Genomic DNA, 14,942 nt, shown 5'->3' with positions numbered 1-14,942 from the left:
AACTAAATCAGGATGTTTACCTGAAGAGGTTGTATTGCGGGCGTTACTCCTGGTGGCAATATTGCCGAAGCAGGGCAACCTGCTCGGGGCGCAGACGATAGCGATACACGGGCCGGCCGGTGGCACCATAGTGAATGCTGGTGTGCAGAATGTTGACCTGGGCCAGCCAAATCAGGTATTTGCGGCAGGACACCCGGGAAATATTGACTGCGCTAGCCAGATCGTCGGTCGAAAATTCCGTCCCCGGATGGGCGTCAATCCACAGGCACAGCGTGCGCAGCGTCTGCGGGGTGAGCCCTTTCGGCAGGCGTCGACTGTCCGCCAGCCCTGGCGCGCCGCCGCGCAGCAGCCGGTCAACATCGGCCTGGTCATGATACTGATGCGATCCCATCAGGGCTTTTTTCTCACGCCAGCCGTTCAACGCCTCTTCGAAGCGCGGGAACTGGAACGGTTTGATCAAATAGTCCACCACCCCGTAATGCATGGCGGTCTGAATAGTCGCGGCATCGGAAGCCGAGGTGATCATGATGACATCGGTGTCACGGCCGGATGCCCGGATAACCGGCAGCAGGCTCAGGCCATTATCACGCTGCATGTAGACATCCAGCAGGATCAGATCGACCTGCCGGGCGGGGGCGTTCAGCACGGCCCCGGCCTCTGCCAGCGACGTGGCAATGCCGCAGCAGCAAAAACCGTCGACCCGGTTTACGTACAGGCGGTTAAGATCGGCCACCATGGCATCATCATCAACAATCAAAACATGTATCACGCGCTTTTCCTTTCACTGTCCCAGGGGAGCTGAACAAAAAACTGGGTAAATACGCCCGGCTCAGATTCTACGGCGATCTCCCCGCCCAGGTTTTCGATTTGCTGGCGGGCGAGGAATAGCCCCACCCCCCGGTTTTCCCCTTTGGTGGAAAATCCTTTGTTAAAAATGGCCTGCAGATGGTCGGGGGCGATGCCCGGCCCGTCGTCACTCACTTCGGCACTCAGCCAGCCCTGCTGATAGTGCAGGAGGAGGCTGATTTCCCCCTCGGACTGCGCGGCCATCGCATCCAGCGCATTCTCGATCAGATTACCGAGCACGGTGATCAGCCCCGCGACCTGCTGTTCATTTGGGTTATCCGGCACCAGGCTGGCATCCGAAAGCGTCAGGCTAAATCCCAGCTCTCTGGCGCGGCTGATCTTACTCAGCAGAAAACCGGCCACCACCGGCGATTTCACGTTGCGCTGCAGCGTGCCGACGTCGCTCTGCCAGGCATTGGCGGTCAACAGGACGTACTCTTCCAGTTTGGCATAGTGCTTCATATGCAGTAGCCCGAGGATCACATGCAGCTTGTTCATAAACTCATGGGAATGGCTGCGCAGCACATCCAGATAACTCACCATCCCGTCCAGCCTCTGCAACAGCTGGCTGATCTCGGTCTTATCACGGAAGGTGGTGATGGCGCCCATCAGCTGATTCTCGCTTTTGACGGGCAGGGTGTTGCAGAGCAACAGCCGGCCGTGACAGTTGATCTCCTGATCCTGACGCGGCAGCCCGGTTTGTAATACCTCGCGCAGGTTCGCCAGCAGCGGCGCCTCGTGCAGGGTATGACTGCTGGCGCTGGCATTCAGGATCTGCCGGGCAGCATGGTTTATCATCGTCACATGCCCCTGCTGATCCACCGCGATCACCCCCTCGCGCAGGGATTGCAGCATCGCCTGGCGCTGCTCCAGCAAGGCTGATATTTGATACGGTTCGAGGCCAAACAGCACGCGCTTCAGCATCCGCACCAGCCCCCATGCGCCGAGCGCGCCCATCAGGGCGCTGAACAGCACCAGCCAGATGGCATCCCAGCGGTTGCGGGCGATCTGCTGCTCTACTTTAATCAGGGAGATCCCCACCGCAACCACGCCAATCTGCTGATGCTGTGCGTTATAGACAGGCGTAAACACCCGCAGCGCCTCGTCGAGTACCCCGTGGTTGACAGCAACATTCTCTTTATCTTCCAGCGCAGGCCGAAGGTCGTCCCCAATAAAGGCTTTGCCGAGCAGGGCGCTGTTGGGATGCGAATAGCGGATCCCCCGCATGTCGGTGACAACGGCAAACAGCAGGTTGTTGCGCTGCATCACCGCCCGGGCGACAGGCTGGATGATGTTACTGTCCGGGGGCAGGGACAAGCCGCGGGTCACCTCCGGGCTATCAGCCAGGGTTCTGGCGACCGCCAGGGCGGTATCCCGCACGCCATCGCGCGTAGCCCGGGTGATTTGCGCAAAATAGAGGACAAAAATCACCAGCAGAATCGCGCCCGTCACGCTGTAGACCATCAGCGTGACCAGGGTGTTCAGTTTCATTGGGCGCTTGCGCGTAGGGGGGAGGGGCGGCAAATCGCGCATTGAAACTCCAGGACATACAGAAAGTGGGCATTATGGCTGATGGCGCTAATTTGTTAAAGCTATGTAAATCTGGTGGCGGTTAAAAAGCAAAAAGCCCGCTTCGTAGCGGGCTTAACAGAGTCTTGCCGGACAATCAGAACTGGTAAACGATACCCAGCGCGAACTGGTCGTCAGCAGGCATGCCGGTACGGGCCGCGTCATCATCATCCAGCAGGTTGAATTTATACGCAGTGTAGACATTCATGTTCTTGTTGAAGTAGTACCAGGTACCCAGTTCAACATAGTTCACGAGGTCGGCATTCACGCCGCGAACGCCGTTGCGTTCACCCAGATCTTTGCCTGTGGAGTAGACGTAGCCCAGGGAAGGACGCAGGCCAAAGTCAAACTGGTACTGCACCACGGCTTCAACGTTCTGCGTTTTGTTGGCAAAACCTTTATTGCTCACGTAGGTCATGTTGCGGGTTTCACCGTACATCACCGCAGCGTAGAGATTGTTGGCATCATACTTCGCGGCCAGCGACCAGACTTCAGCGGTATCGCCAAAGCCGTCCAGGGACTGTTTGTTGGTACGGTCAGACTTGCCGTAGACGCCGACGAAGCCAAAGCCATCGAAGTTGTAGGCGAGGGAGGTGCTGTAACCGTCACCGTTGGCTTTTTTCACCTGGCTATCGTGGTCTTTACCCTGGTACTGCAGCGCAAAATCCAGCCCTTCAACCGCGCCGAAGAAGTCCGTGTTGCGATAAGTCGCCACGCCGGTGGTACGGCCAGTCATAAAGTTATCGGTGTGAACCCAGGAATCGCCACCCCATTCCACGAGCATATCGGTGTACGCCCCGGCGTCGTAAGCCACACCGTAGTTGCGGCCATAGTCAAACGAACCGTAGTCACCGAATCTCAGACCTGCGAATGCCAGACGGCTGCTCTCATCCTGTTCGCCTTCCGGGGCGCTGGCACCCATGTTGTACTCAAACTGACCGAAACCGGTCAGGTCGTTGTTGATTTGTGTTTCGCCTTTAATGCCGAAACGGGCGTAAGAGTCATCAAAGTTTTCGCTGTTGCTATCGTCGGTATTGTTCCAGATGCGCTTTCCGACCATTTTTCCGTAAAGATCGAATTTATTGCCGTCCTTGTTGTAGATTTCAGCCGCATTTACCGCGCCAGCGCTCAACAAAACAGGGACGAGAACTGCCAGAACTTTTCTTTTCATTATATATTCCCTTGAATGTATTTTTTTAATGAATATACGCAACCCCCTCCGGGTTACGGGCTCAATACTATTTCAGGGTGGGTTTTTACTGTTTAAAAATAAATGTAACTAAATCATTTAGATTATTTCAAAATATTAATTACGGTGTCATTATATTTTATATTTATGGTTCTGAAAAATGTATTATTGCTTTTTATTGATATGTATTTCAAGTGGTTATTTATTTTCACGGATCTATTGATGAAGAAGGGGTCCTGCGGAAAAGACAATAAAAAGCCCGATAATAGTATCGGGCAAAAATAAAGGGGTAATTTAAGAGTATTTAATAGTGAAGCGATAAAAAAGCACATAACCCCGTCATCATTGCACAGTTATCCGCTTTGGAAAATATGTTCCTTGAATAATAAGAGTGAAATAACGCATTTACAGCCTTGTTTTAGGCTATGACATTTCCCTGACTGCATAAATACTGTGGAATTATAATTATAATCAATACAAAATTGCGAAAGATCAACTTAACGCAAATCGACAGGGGAAAGTTTTACAGGTAGCGTGTTTTTCATCAGAAAATGTGATTTATTTACCGGTTCGAATTGGCGATGTGAATGCGACGGCCAACGTGCCGTGAAAAAGGAAAGGACAACATGGAACAAAAACACGATCGCAGCCTGGGAGGCAAGCTGGCCCTGTGGGTTTTTTACGCCTTTTGCGGCTATTTCATCTGGGCGATGGCGCGCTATTTGTGGATCGTCAGCAAAGTCACCTCGGTATCAGGGCCGCTGATTGAGGACGATCTCGGCTCAACGTCCGGGAAATGGCTTAGTGCCCTGTGCGGTTTTCTGCTTTTAAGCGCGGTGGGGGGAATCCTGGGCGCCATTGCCTGGTACACCCGGCCGCGTGATGTGTCAGAAGAGTAAATAATTGCTATTGTACGGCTTTTCACTTTCTGGAAAGCCGATATGGAACTCGTGCAGTGGCAGCAACGTTTTGAAAACTGGCTGAAGGCGCATCATGCCACCGATGATACCGCCCATGATATCTCCCATTTCCGTCGTGTCTGGAATACCGCACAGCGGTTGATGAAAGATTTGCCGGTCGATCCCCTGGTCATCCTGACGGCCTGTTATTTTCACGATATCGTCAGCCTGCCGAAAAACCATCCGCAGCGCGGCCGCTCGTCGCAGTTGGCCGCCGAAAGAACGATGGCCATCCTGCGCGACGACTTTGCCGATTTTCCTGCCCATCACTATGCCGCGATCCAGCATGCCATCGAGGCGCACAGCTTCAGCGCGGGCATTACGCCGCTTACCGATGAAGCCAAAATCGTGCAGGACGCCGACCGGCTGGAGGCCCTGGGCGCGATTGGCCTGGCGCGCGTCTTTGCCGTGTCCGGCGCGCTGGGGGTTCCGCTGTTCGACCCGGAGGATCCCTTTGCTGATGCGCGCGAGCTGAACGACCGGGCGTACGCCCTGGACCATTTCCAGAGCAAACTGCTCCGCCTGCCCGGGACGATGCAGACCACCGCCGGTCGCCAGCTTGCGCGACAGAGTGCCGATGTGCTGATTCAGTTTATGGCCCGGCTCAGCGCCGAGCTACGCGGCGATTACGAGGGTATTGACGCCGCGGTAGTGCAGCGTTTCCGCGACAGTCTGTAATGCCTTTCTGTGTTACTCTCTCTTAAGTCTTTTTTGGCCCGGTTAAATGTATGCAGGAAAATGTATCAGTGACGGAGTCGGCGCTTGTGCTGGCAGATAAATCAACGGCGTCAGTTCAGGCGTTATTGAGCCAGCTTCTGGAAATTTACGATGCCAGAACGTTGGCTCATCTTCTGGTTGCTCAGGGTGACAGCCACTGGAGTCCGGCGATCCTCAAACGACTGGTGACCAGCGAGCGGGCAGGACATCGCCTTAGCGACGGTGAATACCGCTTCCTGCAAAACCTGCTGCCGCGTCCTCCGGCCTGTCATCCTCACTATGCGTTCCGCTTTGTCGATCTGTTCGCCGGGATCGGCGGCATCCGTCATGGATTTGAGGCGATTGGCGGCCAGTGCGTATTTACCAGTGAGTGGAACAAACATGCGGTACGCACCTACAAGGCCAACTGGTACTGCGATCCGGATGCGCACCAGTTTAATGATGACATCCGCGAAGTGACGCTCAGCCACCAGAGCGGCGTGACGGACGACGAGGCGGCGCAGCACATCCGCAACGCCATTCCGGCGCACGACGTGCTGCTCGCAGGCTTCCCATGCCAGCCGTTTTCGCTGGCTGGCGTATCAAAGAAGAACGCTCTGGGTCGCGCGCACGGTTTTGCCTGTGACACTCAGGGCACGTTGTTCTTTGACGTGGCGCGCATTATTGACGCCCGCCGCCCGGCAATCTTTGTGCTGGAGAACGTGAAAAACCTGAAGAGCCATGACGGCGGTAAAACGTTCCGCATCATCATGCAGACCCTGGACGACCTGGGGTATGACGTGGCGGATGCCGCGGAGAGCGGGCCAGACGATCCGAAGATTATCGATGGAAAACACTTCCTGCCCCAGCACCGCGAGCGCATTGTGCTGGTGGGCTTTCGTCGCGATCTCAACCTGCGGGGCAACTTCACCCTGCGCGATCTCCCGGGGCTGTGGCCGGCACGGCGACCCACAATTGCCGATCTGCTCGAGCCCGTCGTGGACGCAAAATTCATTCTCACCCCGGTGCTGTGGAAGTATCTCTATCGCTATGCGCAGAAGCATCAGGCGAAGGGTAACGGGTTTGGCTTCGGGATGGTCGATCCGACGAACCCGAACAGCGTCGCCCGCACCCTGTCGGCACGCTATTACAAAGATGGCGCGGAGATCCTTATCGACCGGGGCTGGGACAAAGCCCTTGGCGAGCGGGATTTCGACGATCCTGAAAACCAGCGTCATCGGCCGCGCCGTCTGACGCCGCGCGAATGTGCTCGTCTGATGGGCTTTGAAACCCCGCAGGGCTACCAATTCCGCATCCCGGTATCTGACACCCAGGCCTACCGCCAGTTTGGCAATTCGGTAGTGGTACCGGCGTTTGCCGCCGTCGCCCGACTGCTGGAGTCGCGTATTCTGCAGGCGGTAGCGCAACGTAAGGCTGAGACTGTCAATGGCGGACGTACATAATAAGGCCACCCGCAGCAAGAACATGCGCGCCATCGGCACGCGGGATACGGCCATTGAAAAACGGCTGGCTGGTCTGCTGGCGCAGGTCGGCTTTGAGTTCCGCGTGCAGGATACCAGCCTTGCCGGACGGCCTGATTTTGTGATTGATAGCCACCAGTGCGTGATCTTCACGCATGGCTGTTTCTGGCATCGCCACGACTGCTATCTGTTTAAGGTCCCGGCGACCCGCACCGACTTCTGGCTGGAGAAGATTGGTAAAAACGTTATTCGCGACAACCGCGATATCGCGCTGTTACAGCAGCAGGGCTGGCGGGTGCTGGTAGTGTGGGAATGCGCGCTGCGCGGCAGGCTGAAGCTGGATGACAGGGCGCTTACTGAGCGTCTGGAAGAGTGGATCTGCGGCGGCGGCGAGACCGCGCAGATCGACACCCTGGGCATTCGCCCGCTTAGGGTTTCTCCGCCTGACACGGCGTAACCACCGGTTTGGCCGGGAACAGATACTTGCCTAAGGTCACCAGCACCACCGCCATAATAATGATCCCCAGCGCCATCCACTCAACCGGGGAGAGCGATTCCCCACCGAGACCCGTACCCAGCAGCACGGCGACCACCGGGTTCACGTAGGCATAGCTGGTGGCAACCGCCGGAGAGACATTGCGGATCAGGAACATATAGGCATTAATCGCGATCACCGAGCCGAATATCGCCAGATAGCCCACCGCCAGGAAGCCTGACAGGTCGGGAAGGGCAGTCAGCTTCTCGCCGGAAAGCATTGACGCTACCAGCAGCACAATCCCCGCGGTGACCATCTCAATGGCCCCGGCCATCATCCCGGTGGGTAATTCAATGCGCGAGCCGTACACCGAACCAAACGCCCAGCTCATCGACCCGATCAGGATGAGCAGCGCACCCCACGGATTGCCGCTCAGGTTTCCGCCGTTGTTGAGCAGAATAATGCCTGCCATCCCGATGGCGATCCCCAGCCACTCCAGCTTGCGCGTTTTGATGCCAAACAGGCGGCTGAAGCAGAGGGTGAACAGCGGAACGGTCGCCACCACCACCGCCGCGATCCCGGAGGGCACGTTTTGATGTTCCGCGACGGTAACAAAGCCGTTCCCGACAGCCAGCAGCAGGACGCCGATCAGAGCGGCGTTGAGAAGCGGGCGCAGCGGCGGCAGCTTATGGCCGCGCAGGAATAAAAACGCCAGCAGCAGCACGCCCGCAGAAAGAAAACGCACTCCGGCCATCATCAGGGGCGGCCAGCTCTCCACGCCGATACGGATCACGAAATAGGTGGAACCCCAGATGATATAGAGCGCAAACAGCGCGCCCGCTAATGGTAAAACGTGCCTGAAACGCATACTCCCTCACAATGAAATAATTCGGTCGCATAGAGTTAACGTGAAAACTATCGCGCTGGCGAGCGCTTTAATTGTGTTACATAAGTGAATTATTTGTTGACTTAAACGGGATAGTTTCGGGGTTCCGGGTTTTACTCCATACTGTTCAGGTTATTAACAAAAAAGAAGGAACGTTATTTTGGCGGGAAGTAGCTTATTAACACTGCTGGATGATATTGCCACGCTGCTGGACGATATTTCGCTGATGGGAAAACTGGCGGCCAAGAAAACCGCGGGCGTGCTGGGGGACGATCTCTCTCTCAATGCCCAACAGGTCTCGGGCGTGCGCGCCAATCGCGAGCTGCCCGTAGTCTGGGCCGTGGCGAAGGGTTCACTGCTCAATAAAGTGATCCTCGTGCCGCTGGCGTTGCTGATCAGCGCCTTTATTCCGTGGGCCATTACGCCGCTGCTGATGGTTGGCGGGGCATTTCTCTGCTTTGAAGGGGCAGAGAAAATATTGCACTCCCTCGAATCGCGTAAAAATAAAGGGAAGGAGAGCCCGGAAGCGCGGCAACAGCGTCTGGAAGCGCTGGCCGCACAAGATCCTGTCACCTTTGAGCGGGATAAAATCAAGGGCGCGATCCGTACCGACTTTATCCTGTCGGCGGAAATTGTGGCTATTACCCTGGGGATTGTGGCGGATGCGCCGCTGCTGAACCAGGTGCTGGTGCTGTCCGGGATCGCCTTTGTGGTCACCCTGGGCGTCTACGGCCTGGTGGGCATCATCGTCAAACTGGATGACGTCGGCTACTGGCTGAGTGATAAAACCAGCGCGCTGGCGAAGATGACGGGTAAAGCCCTGCTGGTGGTAGCCCCCTGGCTGATGAAGTCCCTGTCGGTAATCGGCACCCTGGCCATGTTCCTCGTCGGCGGCGGGATTGTGGTGCATGGCATTGCGCCGCTGCATCATGCCATCGAGCATTTTTCTGAGGCTCAAGGTGCTGTTATTGCAACTGTTTTACCCACCTTACTGAATCTGGTGCTCGGGTTGATTATTGGCCTCGTGGTGGTCGCGGTGGTGAAACTCGTGGAAAAAATGCGAGGTCGCTCACATTAATAACTTCTGGCTATACCAGGCATAACTGTTATTCCTCGACTAAATTGATACAGTTTCACACTGATAAAGGAGGCGGTTATGGTCTTTCTGGTCAGCGATGAAGTTAAGCCAAAAAACGGCGGTCCACGTATGGTCGTCACCGGCTATGCAAGCGGAATGGTGGAGTGTCGCTGGTACGACGGTTACGGCATCAAGCAGGAAGCGTTTCGTGAAGAAGAGCTTCAGCATGGTGACGGCACCCGGCGACAGGACAAGGCTTAAGTCACGCTACGCCCGGCAATGCCGGGCGTTTTTGTGCGCTATAATCGCTTACAGGCAGTAACATTGCCGTCCCCGCCCATGCGGATGGCGCAGGTGGCTTTCAGGGAGTGTGTGTGCAGCCCGACGATATTGTAAGAAAAGAGGTTTTTTCGGCACGTCATCGTTTTCATCCGGGCCGGGTTGTAAATATTTGCTTTATTGCTGTCCTCATCGTCTCCACGTTACTGACCTGGCGCGAGGCTGTGGTGCTGGAAGACGCCTACGCCGCGACTCAGCACACCCATCTTGAGAACGTGGTCAACTCGCTGGATCGCCAGCTGCAGTTCAGCGTCGAAAAGCTGCTCTTCTTTCGTAACGGCATGCAGGATGCCCTTGAAACTCCGCTGGCCGCGCCTGTGCTGCACGACACGGTCTCCCGTTTCAATGACCTGCGAAACAAACCTTTCTGGCAGTTGGCCTTCGACGAGCGGCGTACTTTACCGCTGAACGGCATTTCCGATGCGTTTGTACAGCAGACCACCAGCCTGATACGCGACGACGAACGGCTCGAAAAGGAGATGAGCGCTGCCTTTGAAATGGGCTATTTGCTGCGGATTAATGCCCCGGCGGCGCACGCGAAGCGCATCGTTTATGTCTCGCGTGCGGGGTTTTATGTCTCGACCGATCCAATCGATACCGTACGCGACATTCCCACCCGCTATTATCAGCTGGTGACCAGCCCGTGGTTTACCCAACAATCAGAGCGCGATAATCGGCCCCGCAGCGTGCGTTGGCTTACGCTGATAAATGAAAAAATTGTTAACGTCAGCATGCCGGTCGACTATCAACGTGACTGGTACGGCGTGCTGGCGATTGATTTTACCTTCCAGGGGCTTAAGAAACTGCTCCAGGATGCGGTAGGGGATAACGGCGAAGGGGAGTTCCAGCTCTACGACAACAGTTTTACTCTGCTCGCCACCTCGGAGAGCGTCGCCAGTCATGTGAACCATTTTGACGAGCGTGAGCGGGCACAAATTGCCAGCACGCTTGAGAACGATACCGTAGGGGAGATTCGGCTGGGGAGCCGTTACGTTAACTGGCAGCATCTGGACCACTTCGACGGTGTTCTGCTGCGCATTCACACCTTACGGGAAGGGGCGCACGGCGATTTTGGCAGCATTACGATTGCCCTGACGCTGCTGTGGCTGCTGTTCACCGCGATGCTGATTGGTTCATGGTTTGTGATCCGCCGGATGGTCAGCAACATGTACCGGCTGCAACACTCGCTCCAGTGGCAGGCATGGCACGACCCTCTGACGCGGATCAATAACCGCGGCGCGCTGTTTGAGCGGGCGAAAGCGCTGGCGAAAAGATGCGAACAGCAGCATCAGCCCTACTCGGTAATGCAGTTGGATCTTGACCATTTTAAAAGCGTTAACGACAGGTATGGTCATCAGGCGGGCGACAAGGTGCTCACCCATGCGGCCAGGTTAATCACCAGCACGATACGGGAGGCTGACGTCGCCGGGCGCGTGGGGGGCGAAGAGTTTTGCGTCGTCCTGCCGGGGGCCGGGCCTGAAGAGGCGATGCGGATTGCAGAGCGGATCCGCGCGCGCATCAACGACCGCGAAATCCTGGTGAAAAAGAGCCAGACGGCGCGGATCAGCGTGTCGATCGGCGTCAGCAGCGCCCGTGAAAGCGATAATTATGACTTTGAGCAGCTGCAGTCCATCGCTGACGCCCGTCTCTACCAGGCGAAACAGCGAGGACGCAACCAGGTTGTTGGTCAGGACGAGAAGAAGTGATCCAGCCCTTCACGCCAGCCCGCAGGGCCGGGCTGTTGGGTATGGTAAACCCGCTCAGGGTCGTCGTTTTTCAGCTGTACGCCCTGGCGGTTAATCCCTTTGACCACCACCGCCAGGTCCACGCTGTCCAGCAGAGGGGCATCGTTTGGCCCGTCACCCAGGCCTAAGGTTGTAGGAAGCATGCCGTCGCGCTGCAGGTACTGCTCGTTGAGCCAGCTGATGGCCTGATCTTTACCGCCCCGGGCATCGAGGATGTGCCAGAAGCGCGCGCCCTGAACAAACTTCAGCCCCAGTTCTAGCAGCGCCGCCTCAAAGGCCGCCATTTTTTCGTCGCTGTCGCGCCAGATCAGCGTTACCGAGGCTTCGTGCAGCCGCGCCAGCATCGCGCGTTCGCGGCTGAGCCCGGTCCACTCGCTAATCACCCGATCGTCGACATCATCGAAGGTAGTGAACCTGTAGCCTGCATCGTCGCGCAGCTGATTGATTACCTGGACGATGTCGGTATGGGGAACGCCGTTGATCAGCCGGGGGGCGTCGGGATGGTCGTTCCAGCGTACATCCAGCTGGATCACCGCGCCGTTTTCGGCAATAAAGGGCAGGCCATCCAGCCCGAGATCGCTCTGGATCTCCAGCATTTCAGCCGCCGTTTTGCTGCTGCAGAGAACGATCGGGATTTGATGGTCCTGCAACCTCTCCAGCCAGCCGGCCGCAGGCTGCCAGTCGTAGGTATGAATATCCAGTAGCGTGCCATCCAGATCGCTATAGATGAGCAGCGGGTCCTCAAGTGAAGGCATAGCATCTCCCGTAACAGATGAAGGTTGCAGATAAGATTTATCTTAAAAAAACAGAGCGGAAAAGTTTCTCTTATGGAACCGATCCCGTTCAGGCCGCGTCCCAGGCTTGTTGGCAACCATAACTAAAACTTTAATTTCGTGTAGTAACTATAAATGTGAAAAATATATCCTTGTCTTACAAAAATTTTGCAGATAATGTCATCACGACATCAGATTTCCTGGTGTAACGAATTTACAAGTGCTTCTTGCATAAGCAAGTTTGATCCCGGTCACCCCATGACCGGGATTTTTTTCGCCTCAGCGATTAACTTCCGTCACGCTAAAATCATGGATATCGAGCTCGAACGCCTCAGCCAGCTCGCGCCAGGTGTGATAATCCCGGTCATTCACTCTCACGCGGGTAGGGTCATCCTCGATCCGTTTTACCTCACTCTCGCTGATTTCATTGATCGCGGCGAGCAGGGCATCAACGTCAACGTTCACTTCGCGTTTTGCCGTTTCGCTGTACTCTTTTGCGGTCTTCATCACTTACTCCTCATTTCACGGGGTGAAGTTATTAGTATAGACCGCCGATAAAAGCGCCAATCACGCGGCAACACGCTGCCAGTTTTCACGTTTTGTTCTACACTGGCTCAAAACCAGAGGAGGATTCTATGAAGGTTAACGATCGGGTGACAGTCAAAACGGACGGCGGGCCGCGCCGCCCGGGTGTTGTCCTGGCAGTTGAGCAGTTTAATGAAGGCACGATGTATCTGGTCTCACTGGAAGATTATCCGCTCGGGATCTGGTTCTTTAACGAGCTTGGCCACCCTGACGGCATTTTCGTCGAAAGCCAGGAGTAAGGCCCGTGTCGGGTAGCGCGGGCTGGCCCGACCCGTTTACAGCAGGGAAAAATCTCTGGCATAGCCAGAGATCGGGGAATAATTGAAAAGGGGAGGGGGTTAACGCAGGTTAACGTAGATTCCGTTGGTCACATTGTCTGTCAGACGGACGACATGATAGATCACTTGCTTATTATGCGTTTTTATCTTCCTTTTAATATTTCCTTTATGTGACGAAACGGTCTTGGCTTTGATATTCATCTGATCGGATATCTGAATGGTTCCCTGTCCTGCCATCCACATTCGCAGCATACTGGATTCAGTCCGGCTTAATGATAAAGTCGGAAAATTAAATTCCGCTACATTCTTTATCTCTTTGCTTAAATAATCCCCCACCAGGTCATCCAGTGACTCGGGCTTAATGGATTTCGAACTAATCAGAAGATTCTGACGTACCCGTAAATATTCGTCGAAATGAAGATTGGCAATTGCCATAAATACAATAAACAGCGTGCCGGGATGTTGATTAATGATGTGCTTTATTTGCTGACTGTTGGCAGGATCGTGAATGAAACAGTCCTCATTAATAAACACCACACCTGGCGCCAGGGCCTCACACGCGGCGGCAAGTCCGTCAACGTTATGTACGTCGTTGATGTCTTTTTTCTTTACCCCTCTGCTGGCCAGATACCCGGTTAACCCTAGCCGGGTGTAACTGCATAAATCCATAATGATCGTTGACATGGCATACCCTCACTCAATGCATAACGATAATTTACCATCGGCCTGAGAGCTCTATAACAGCCATACGGGATGGAATAAATAATTACCTGTGAGCATTACAAGGACTTTCAGGCGAACTCACTATCCCGTAAAGTTACGTATAATTTGCCAGGAAACATCTTAAAGTAAAGTAAATGTTTAATATTGTGAGGTGGGTAAAAACATTCAGGCCGCACCAGATATATCCTGGCAGATGTTTCTCAATTCTTATTTTAGGAATATCCTCAAAGAGACAATATAAAACACAGGGGTTATTACTTTGTCGACAGTTCGCTCAGGATATTGCTCAGCAGATTAAATACCTCACTGAATAAGCGTTCGCAGAAAGGTGCAATAAGGGGCATTAACAGGGAAATAAGCAAAAGACCGACGGTCAGGGTGATTGGGAAACCAATAACAAACACCGAGAGCTGGGGAGCCATACGGTTCAGTAAACCCAGCGCGAGGTTGACGGTCAGTAGCAGGGTGATAACAGGTAGCGCCAGCATCAGGCCATTGAGGAAGATCATTCCGGCCGCGCGGGTCAGGGCCATAAAGGCGTTGCTGTTCACCGGCTCGCCGCCAATCGGCAGGCTATGGAATGTGTCCACCAGTATTGAAATCAGCCACAGATGACCATCAAAGGCCAGAAACAGCAGCATTGCCAGCAGGTCGATAATACGGGCGATGATCGGCATGTTGAGCCTGCTGCCCGGGTCGAAGAAGGTGGCGAACGACAGGCCCATCTGCAAACCGATCAGCTCTCCGGCAGTACGCACGGCGGCAAAGGCAAACTGCATGGTAAAGCCGATGGCCACGCCAATCAGGATCTGCTGCAGCCCAACCCACAGCGCCGGGGCCGAAAAAATCGGCACGTTCACCGGCGGCAGGCTCGGGGCAACGATGATGGTAATAAGAATGCCAAGGCCGATTTTTACCCGCTTGGGGATCGCCCGTTCACTGAAGATCGGCGCGGTGGAGATCAGGGCCAGAATGCGCAGCAGGGGCCAGAAGTAGAGGCCGAGCCACTCAAGCCATTGATCGCTGGTAATTTGCAGCATAGCTAGCCGATGATGTACGGCAGGTTGGTAAACAGATTACGCATGTAATCCAGCATCAGGTTCAGCATCCACGGCCCGGCAACAATGATCGCCACGAACACGGCGATGATTTTCGGGATAAATGACAGGGTCATTTCGTTAATCTGCGTGGCGGCCTGCAGGATACTGATAATCAGACCGGTGACCAGGGCCACCAGCAGCAGGGGAGCGGCAACGGAGATCGCGACCTTCATCGCTTCCGTGCCCATCATCATGACCGATTCTGGCGTCATTGCGCGCT

Annotated in this window: 17 protein-coding genes; 8 read left to right on the top strand and 9 right to left on the bottom strand. The window is 55.0% G+C overall.

Features of this window, described 5'->3' with window-relative positions; all coding sequences use genetic code 11:
* Positions 1-43: 43 nt before the first annotated feature.
* The 3 genes from dcuR to ACP4QI_RS14130 all read right to left on the bottom strand — a co-directional run bounded on the left by dcuR (position 44) and on the right by ACP4QI_RS14130 (position 3,586).
* Positions 44-769, bottom strand: a complete 726-nt coding sequence (gene dcuR / locus ACP4QI_RS14140; RefSeq protein ID WP_426495290.1) for a two-component system response regulator DcuR — start codon at positions 767-769, stop codon at positions 44-46.
* Positions 766-2,379, bottom strand: coding sequence for a sensor histidine kinase (locus tag ACP4QI_RS14135; protein ID WP_142486327.1), 1,614 nt, complete (start codon positions 2,377-2,379; stop codon positions 766-768). Before ACP4QI_RS14135 ends, dcuR begins: the two co-directional genes overlap by 4 nt.
* Positions 2,380-2,512: 133 nt before the next feature.
* Positions 2,513-3,586: a porin gene (locus tag ACP4QI_RS14130; RefSeq protein WP_426495291.1), complete on the bottom strand. Its 1,074-nt coding sequence runs from the start codon at positions 3,584-3,586 to the stop codon at positions 2,513-2,515.
* A gap of 644 nt (positions 3,587-4,230) precedes the next feature.
* Between ACP4QI_RS14130 and drpB the strand changes: the two genes are divergently transcribed.
* The 4 genes from drpB to ACP4QI_RS14110 are packed head-to-tail and all read left to right on the top strand — an operon-like array spanning position 4,231 to position 7,197.
* Positions 4,231-4,503, top strand: coding sequence for a cell division protein DrpB (drpB, locus tag ACP4QI_RS14125; protein WP_142486325.1), 273 nt, complete (start codon positions 4,231-4,233; stop codon positions 4,501-4,503).
* Positions 4,504-4,545: 42 nt separating this feature from the next.
* Positions 4,546-5,241 (top strand): phosphohydrolase, encoded by a 696-nt coding sequence (locus tag ACP4QI_RS14120; protein ID WP_426495292.1) that lies wholly within the window; start codon positions 4,546-4,548, stop codon positions 5,239-5,241.
* Between the two features lie 50 nt (positions 5,242-5,291).
* Complete coding sequence (locus tag ACP4QI_RS14115) at positions 5,292-6,722, top strand: DNA cytosine methyltransferase (protein WP_185902372.1); 1,431 nt, start codon at positions 5,292-5,294, stop codon at positions 6,720-6,722.
* Positions 6,706-7,197 (top strand): very short patch repair endonuclease, encoded by a 492-nt coding sequence (locus tag ACP4QI_RS14110; RefSeq protein WP_426495293.1) that lies wholly within the window; start codon positions 6,706-6,708, stop codon positions 7,195-7,197. Before ACP4QI_RS14115 ends, ACP4QI_RS14110 begins: the two co-directional genes overlap by 17 nt.
* On the opposite strand, the gene yedA is transcribed toward ACP4QI_RS14110, so the two are convergent.
* The gene (gene yedA, locus ACP4QI_RS14105; protein ID WP_426495294.1) at positions 7,169-8,083 is read right to left on the bottom strand and encodes a drug/metabolite exporter YedA; all 915 of its coding nucleotides are present in this window, start codon (positions 8,081-8,083) and stop codon (positions 7,169-7,171) included. The genes ACP4QI_RS14110 and yedA overlap by 29 nt on opposite strands.
* Before the next feature lie 178 nt (positions 8,084-8,261).
* Between yedA and ACP4QI_RS14100 the strand changes: the two genes are divergently transcribed.
* The 3 genes from ACP4QI_RS14100 to dgcQ all read left to right on the top strand — a co-directional run bounded on the left by ACP4QI_RS14100 (position 8,262) and on the right by dgcQ (position 11,224).
* Complete coding sequence (locus tag ACP4QI_RS14100; protein WP_142486321.1) at positions 8,262-9,179, top strand: DUF808 family protein; 918 nt, start codon at positions 8,262-8,264, stop codon at positions 9,177-9,179.
* A 78-nt stretch (positions 9,180-9,257) separates the two neighbouring features.
* On the top strand, positions 9,258-9,440 hold the full coding sequence (locus tag ACP4QI_RS14095) for a YodC family protein (RefSeq protein ID WP_156264151.1): 183 nt from the start codon (positions 9,258-9,260) through the stop codon (positions 9,438-9,440).
* Positions 9,441-9,553: 113 nt separating this feature from the next.
* A complete protein-coding gene (gene dgcQ, locus ACP4QI_RS14090; protein ID WP_426495295.1) occupies positions 9,554-11,224 on the top strand; it encodes a cellulose biosynthesis regulator diguanylate cyclase DgcQ in 1,671 nt (556 codons plus the stop codon).
* Here the strand turns inward: dgcQ and ACP4QI_RS14085 are convergent.
* Both ACP4QI_RS14085 and yodD read right to left on the bottom strand, forming a co-directional pair.
* Complete coding sequence (locus ACP4QI_RS14085) at positions 11,206-12,018, bottom strand: mannosyl-3-phosphoglycerate phosphatase-related protein (protein ID WP_231311966.1); 813 nt, start codon at positions 12,016-12,018, stop codon at positions 11,206-11,208. The genes dgcQ and ACP4QI_RS14085 overlap by 19 nt on opposite strands.
* Before the next feature lie 297 nt (positions 12,019-12,315).
* Positions 12,316-12,543, bottom strand: coding sequence for a YodD family peroxide/acid resistance protein (gene yodD, locus ACP4QI_RS14080; RefSeq protein ID WP_039032546.1), 228 nt, complete (start codon positions 12,541-12,543; stop codon positions 12,316-12,318).
* A gap of 128 nt (positions 12,544-12,671) precedes the next feature.
* Between yodD and dsrB the strand changes: the two genes are divergently transcribed.
* Positions 12,672-12,860 carry a protein DsrB gene (gene dsrB / locus ACP4QI_RS14075; RefSeq protein WP_185902371.1) on the top strand — a complete coding sequence of 63 codons (189 nt, stop codon included), beginning with the start codon at positions 12,672-12,674 and terminating at the stop codon, positions 12,858-12,860.
* Positions 12,861-12,959: 99 nt separating this feature from the next.
* Here dsrB and rcsA read toward each other — a convergent pair whose 3' ends face one another.
* The 3 genes from rcsA to fliQ all read right to left on the bottom strand — a co-directional run bounded on the left by rcsA (position 12,960) and on the right by fliQ (position 14,934).
* Positions 12,960-13,583: a transcriptional regulator RcsA gene (gene rcsA, locus ACP4QI_RS14070; RefSeq protein WP_426495296.1), complete on the bottom strand. Its 624-nt coding sequence runs from the start codon at positions 13,581-13,583 to the stop codon at positions 12,960-12,962.
* 293 nt (positions 13,584-13,876) lie between these two features.
* Positions 13,877-14,662, bottom strand: coding sequence for a flagellar biosynthetic protein FliR (gene fliR / locus ACP4QI_RS14065; protein ID WP_142486315.1), 786 nt, complete (start codon positions 14,660-14,662; stop codon positions 13,877-13,879).
* A gap of 2 nt (positions 14,663-14,664) precedes the next feature.
* On the bottom strand, positions 14,665-14,934 hold the full coding sequence (gene fliQ / locus ACP4QI_RS14060) for a flagellar biosynthesis protein FliQ (protein ID WP_142486314.1): 270 nt from the start codon (positions 14,932-14,934) through the stop codon (positions 14,665-14,667).
* Positions 14,935-14,942: the final 8 nt, after the last annotated feature.

It is taken from the genome of Leclercia sp. TB492 (assembly GCF_049974505.2).
Lineage (GTDB): Bacteria > Pseudomonadota > Gammaproteobacteria > Enterobacterales > Enterobacteriaceae > Enterobacter > Enterobacter adecarboxylatus_C.
This window is presented reverse-complemented; position numbering and strand designations above follow the sequence as displayed.

What these genes read in the sequence shown, in the direction of transcription:
- ACP4QI_RS14135 (WP_142486327.1), bottom strand. Translation starts at nt 2,379, where the DNA reads ATGCGCGATTTGCCGCCCCTCCCCCCTACGCGCAAGCGCCCAATGAAA.
- ACP4QI_RS14130 (WP_426495291.1), bottom strand. Translation starts at nt 3,586, where the DNA reads ATGAAAAGAAAAGTTCTGGCAGTTCTCGTCCCTGTTTTGTTGAGCGCT.
- drpB (WP_142486325.1), top strand. Translation starts at nt 4,231, where the DNA reads ATGGAACAAAAACACGATCGCAGCCTGGGAGGCAAGCTGGCCCTGTGG.
- ACP4QI_RS14120 (WP_426495292.1), top strand. Translation starts at nt 4,546, where the DNA reads ATGGAACTCGTGCAGTGGCAGCAACGTTTTGAAAACTGGCTGAAGGCG.
- ACP4QI_RS14115 (WP_185902372.1), top strand. Translation starts at nt 5,292, where the DNA reads ATGCAGGAAAATGTATCAGTGACGGAGTCGGCGCTTGTGCTGGCAGAT.
- ACP4QI_RS14110 (WP_426495293.1), top strand. Translation starts at nt 6,706, where the DNA reads ATGGCGGACGTACATAATAAGGCCACCCGCAGCAAGAACATGCGCGCC.
- yedA (WP_426495294.1), bottom strand. Translation starts at nt 8,083, where the DNA reads ATGCGTTTCAGGCACGTTTTACCATTAGCGGGCGCGCTGTTTGCGCTC.
- ACP4QI_RS14095 (WP_156264151.1), top strand. Translation starts at nt 9,258, where the DNA reads ATGGTCTTTCTGGTCAGCGATGAAGTTAAGCCAAAAAACGGCGGTCCA.
- ACP4QI_RS14085 (WP_231311966.1), bottom strand. Translation starts at nt 12,018, where the DNA reads ATGCCTTCACTTGAGGACCCGCTGCTCATCTATAGCGATCTGGATGGC.
- yodD (WP_039032546.1), bottom strand. Translation starts at nt 12,543, where the DNA reads ATGAAGACCGCAAAAGAGTACAGCGAAACGGCAAAACGCGAAGTGAAC.
- dsrB (WP_185902371.1), top strand. Translation starts at nt 12,672, where the DNA reads ATGAAGGTTAACGATCGGGTGACAGTCAAAACGGACGGCGGGCCGCGC.
- rcsA (WP_426495296.1), bottom strand. Translation starts at nt 13,583, where the DNA reads ATGTCAACGATCATTATGGATTTATGCAGTTACACCCGGCTAGGGTTA.
- fliR (WP_142486315.1), bottom strand. Translation starts at nt 14,662, where the DNA reads ATGCTGCAAATTACCAGCGATCAATGGCTTGAGTGGCTCGGCCTCTAC.
- fliQ (WP_142486314.1), bottom strand. Translation starts at nt 14,934, where the DNA reads ATGACGCCAGAATCGGTCATGATGATGGGCACGGAAGCGATGAAGGTC.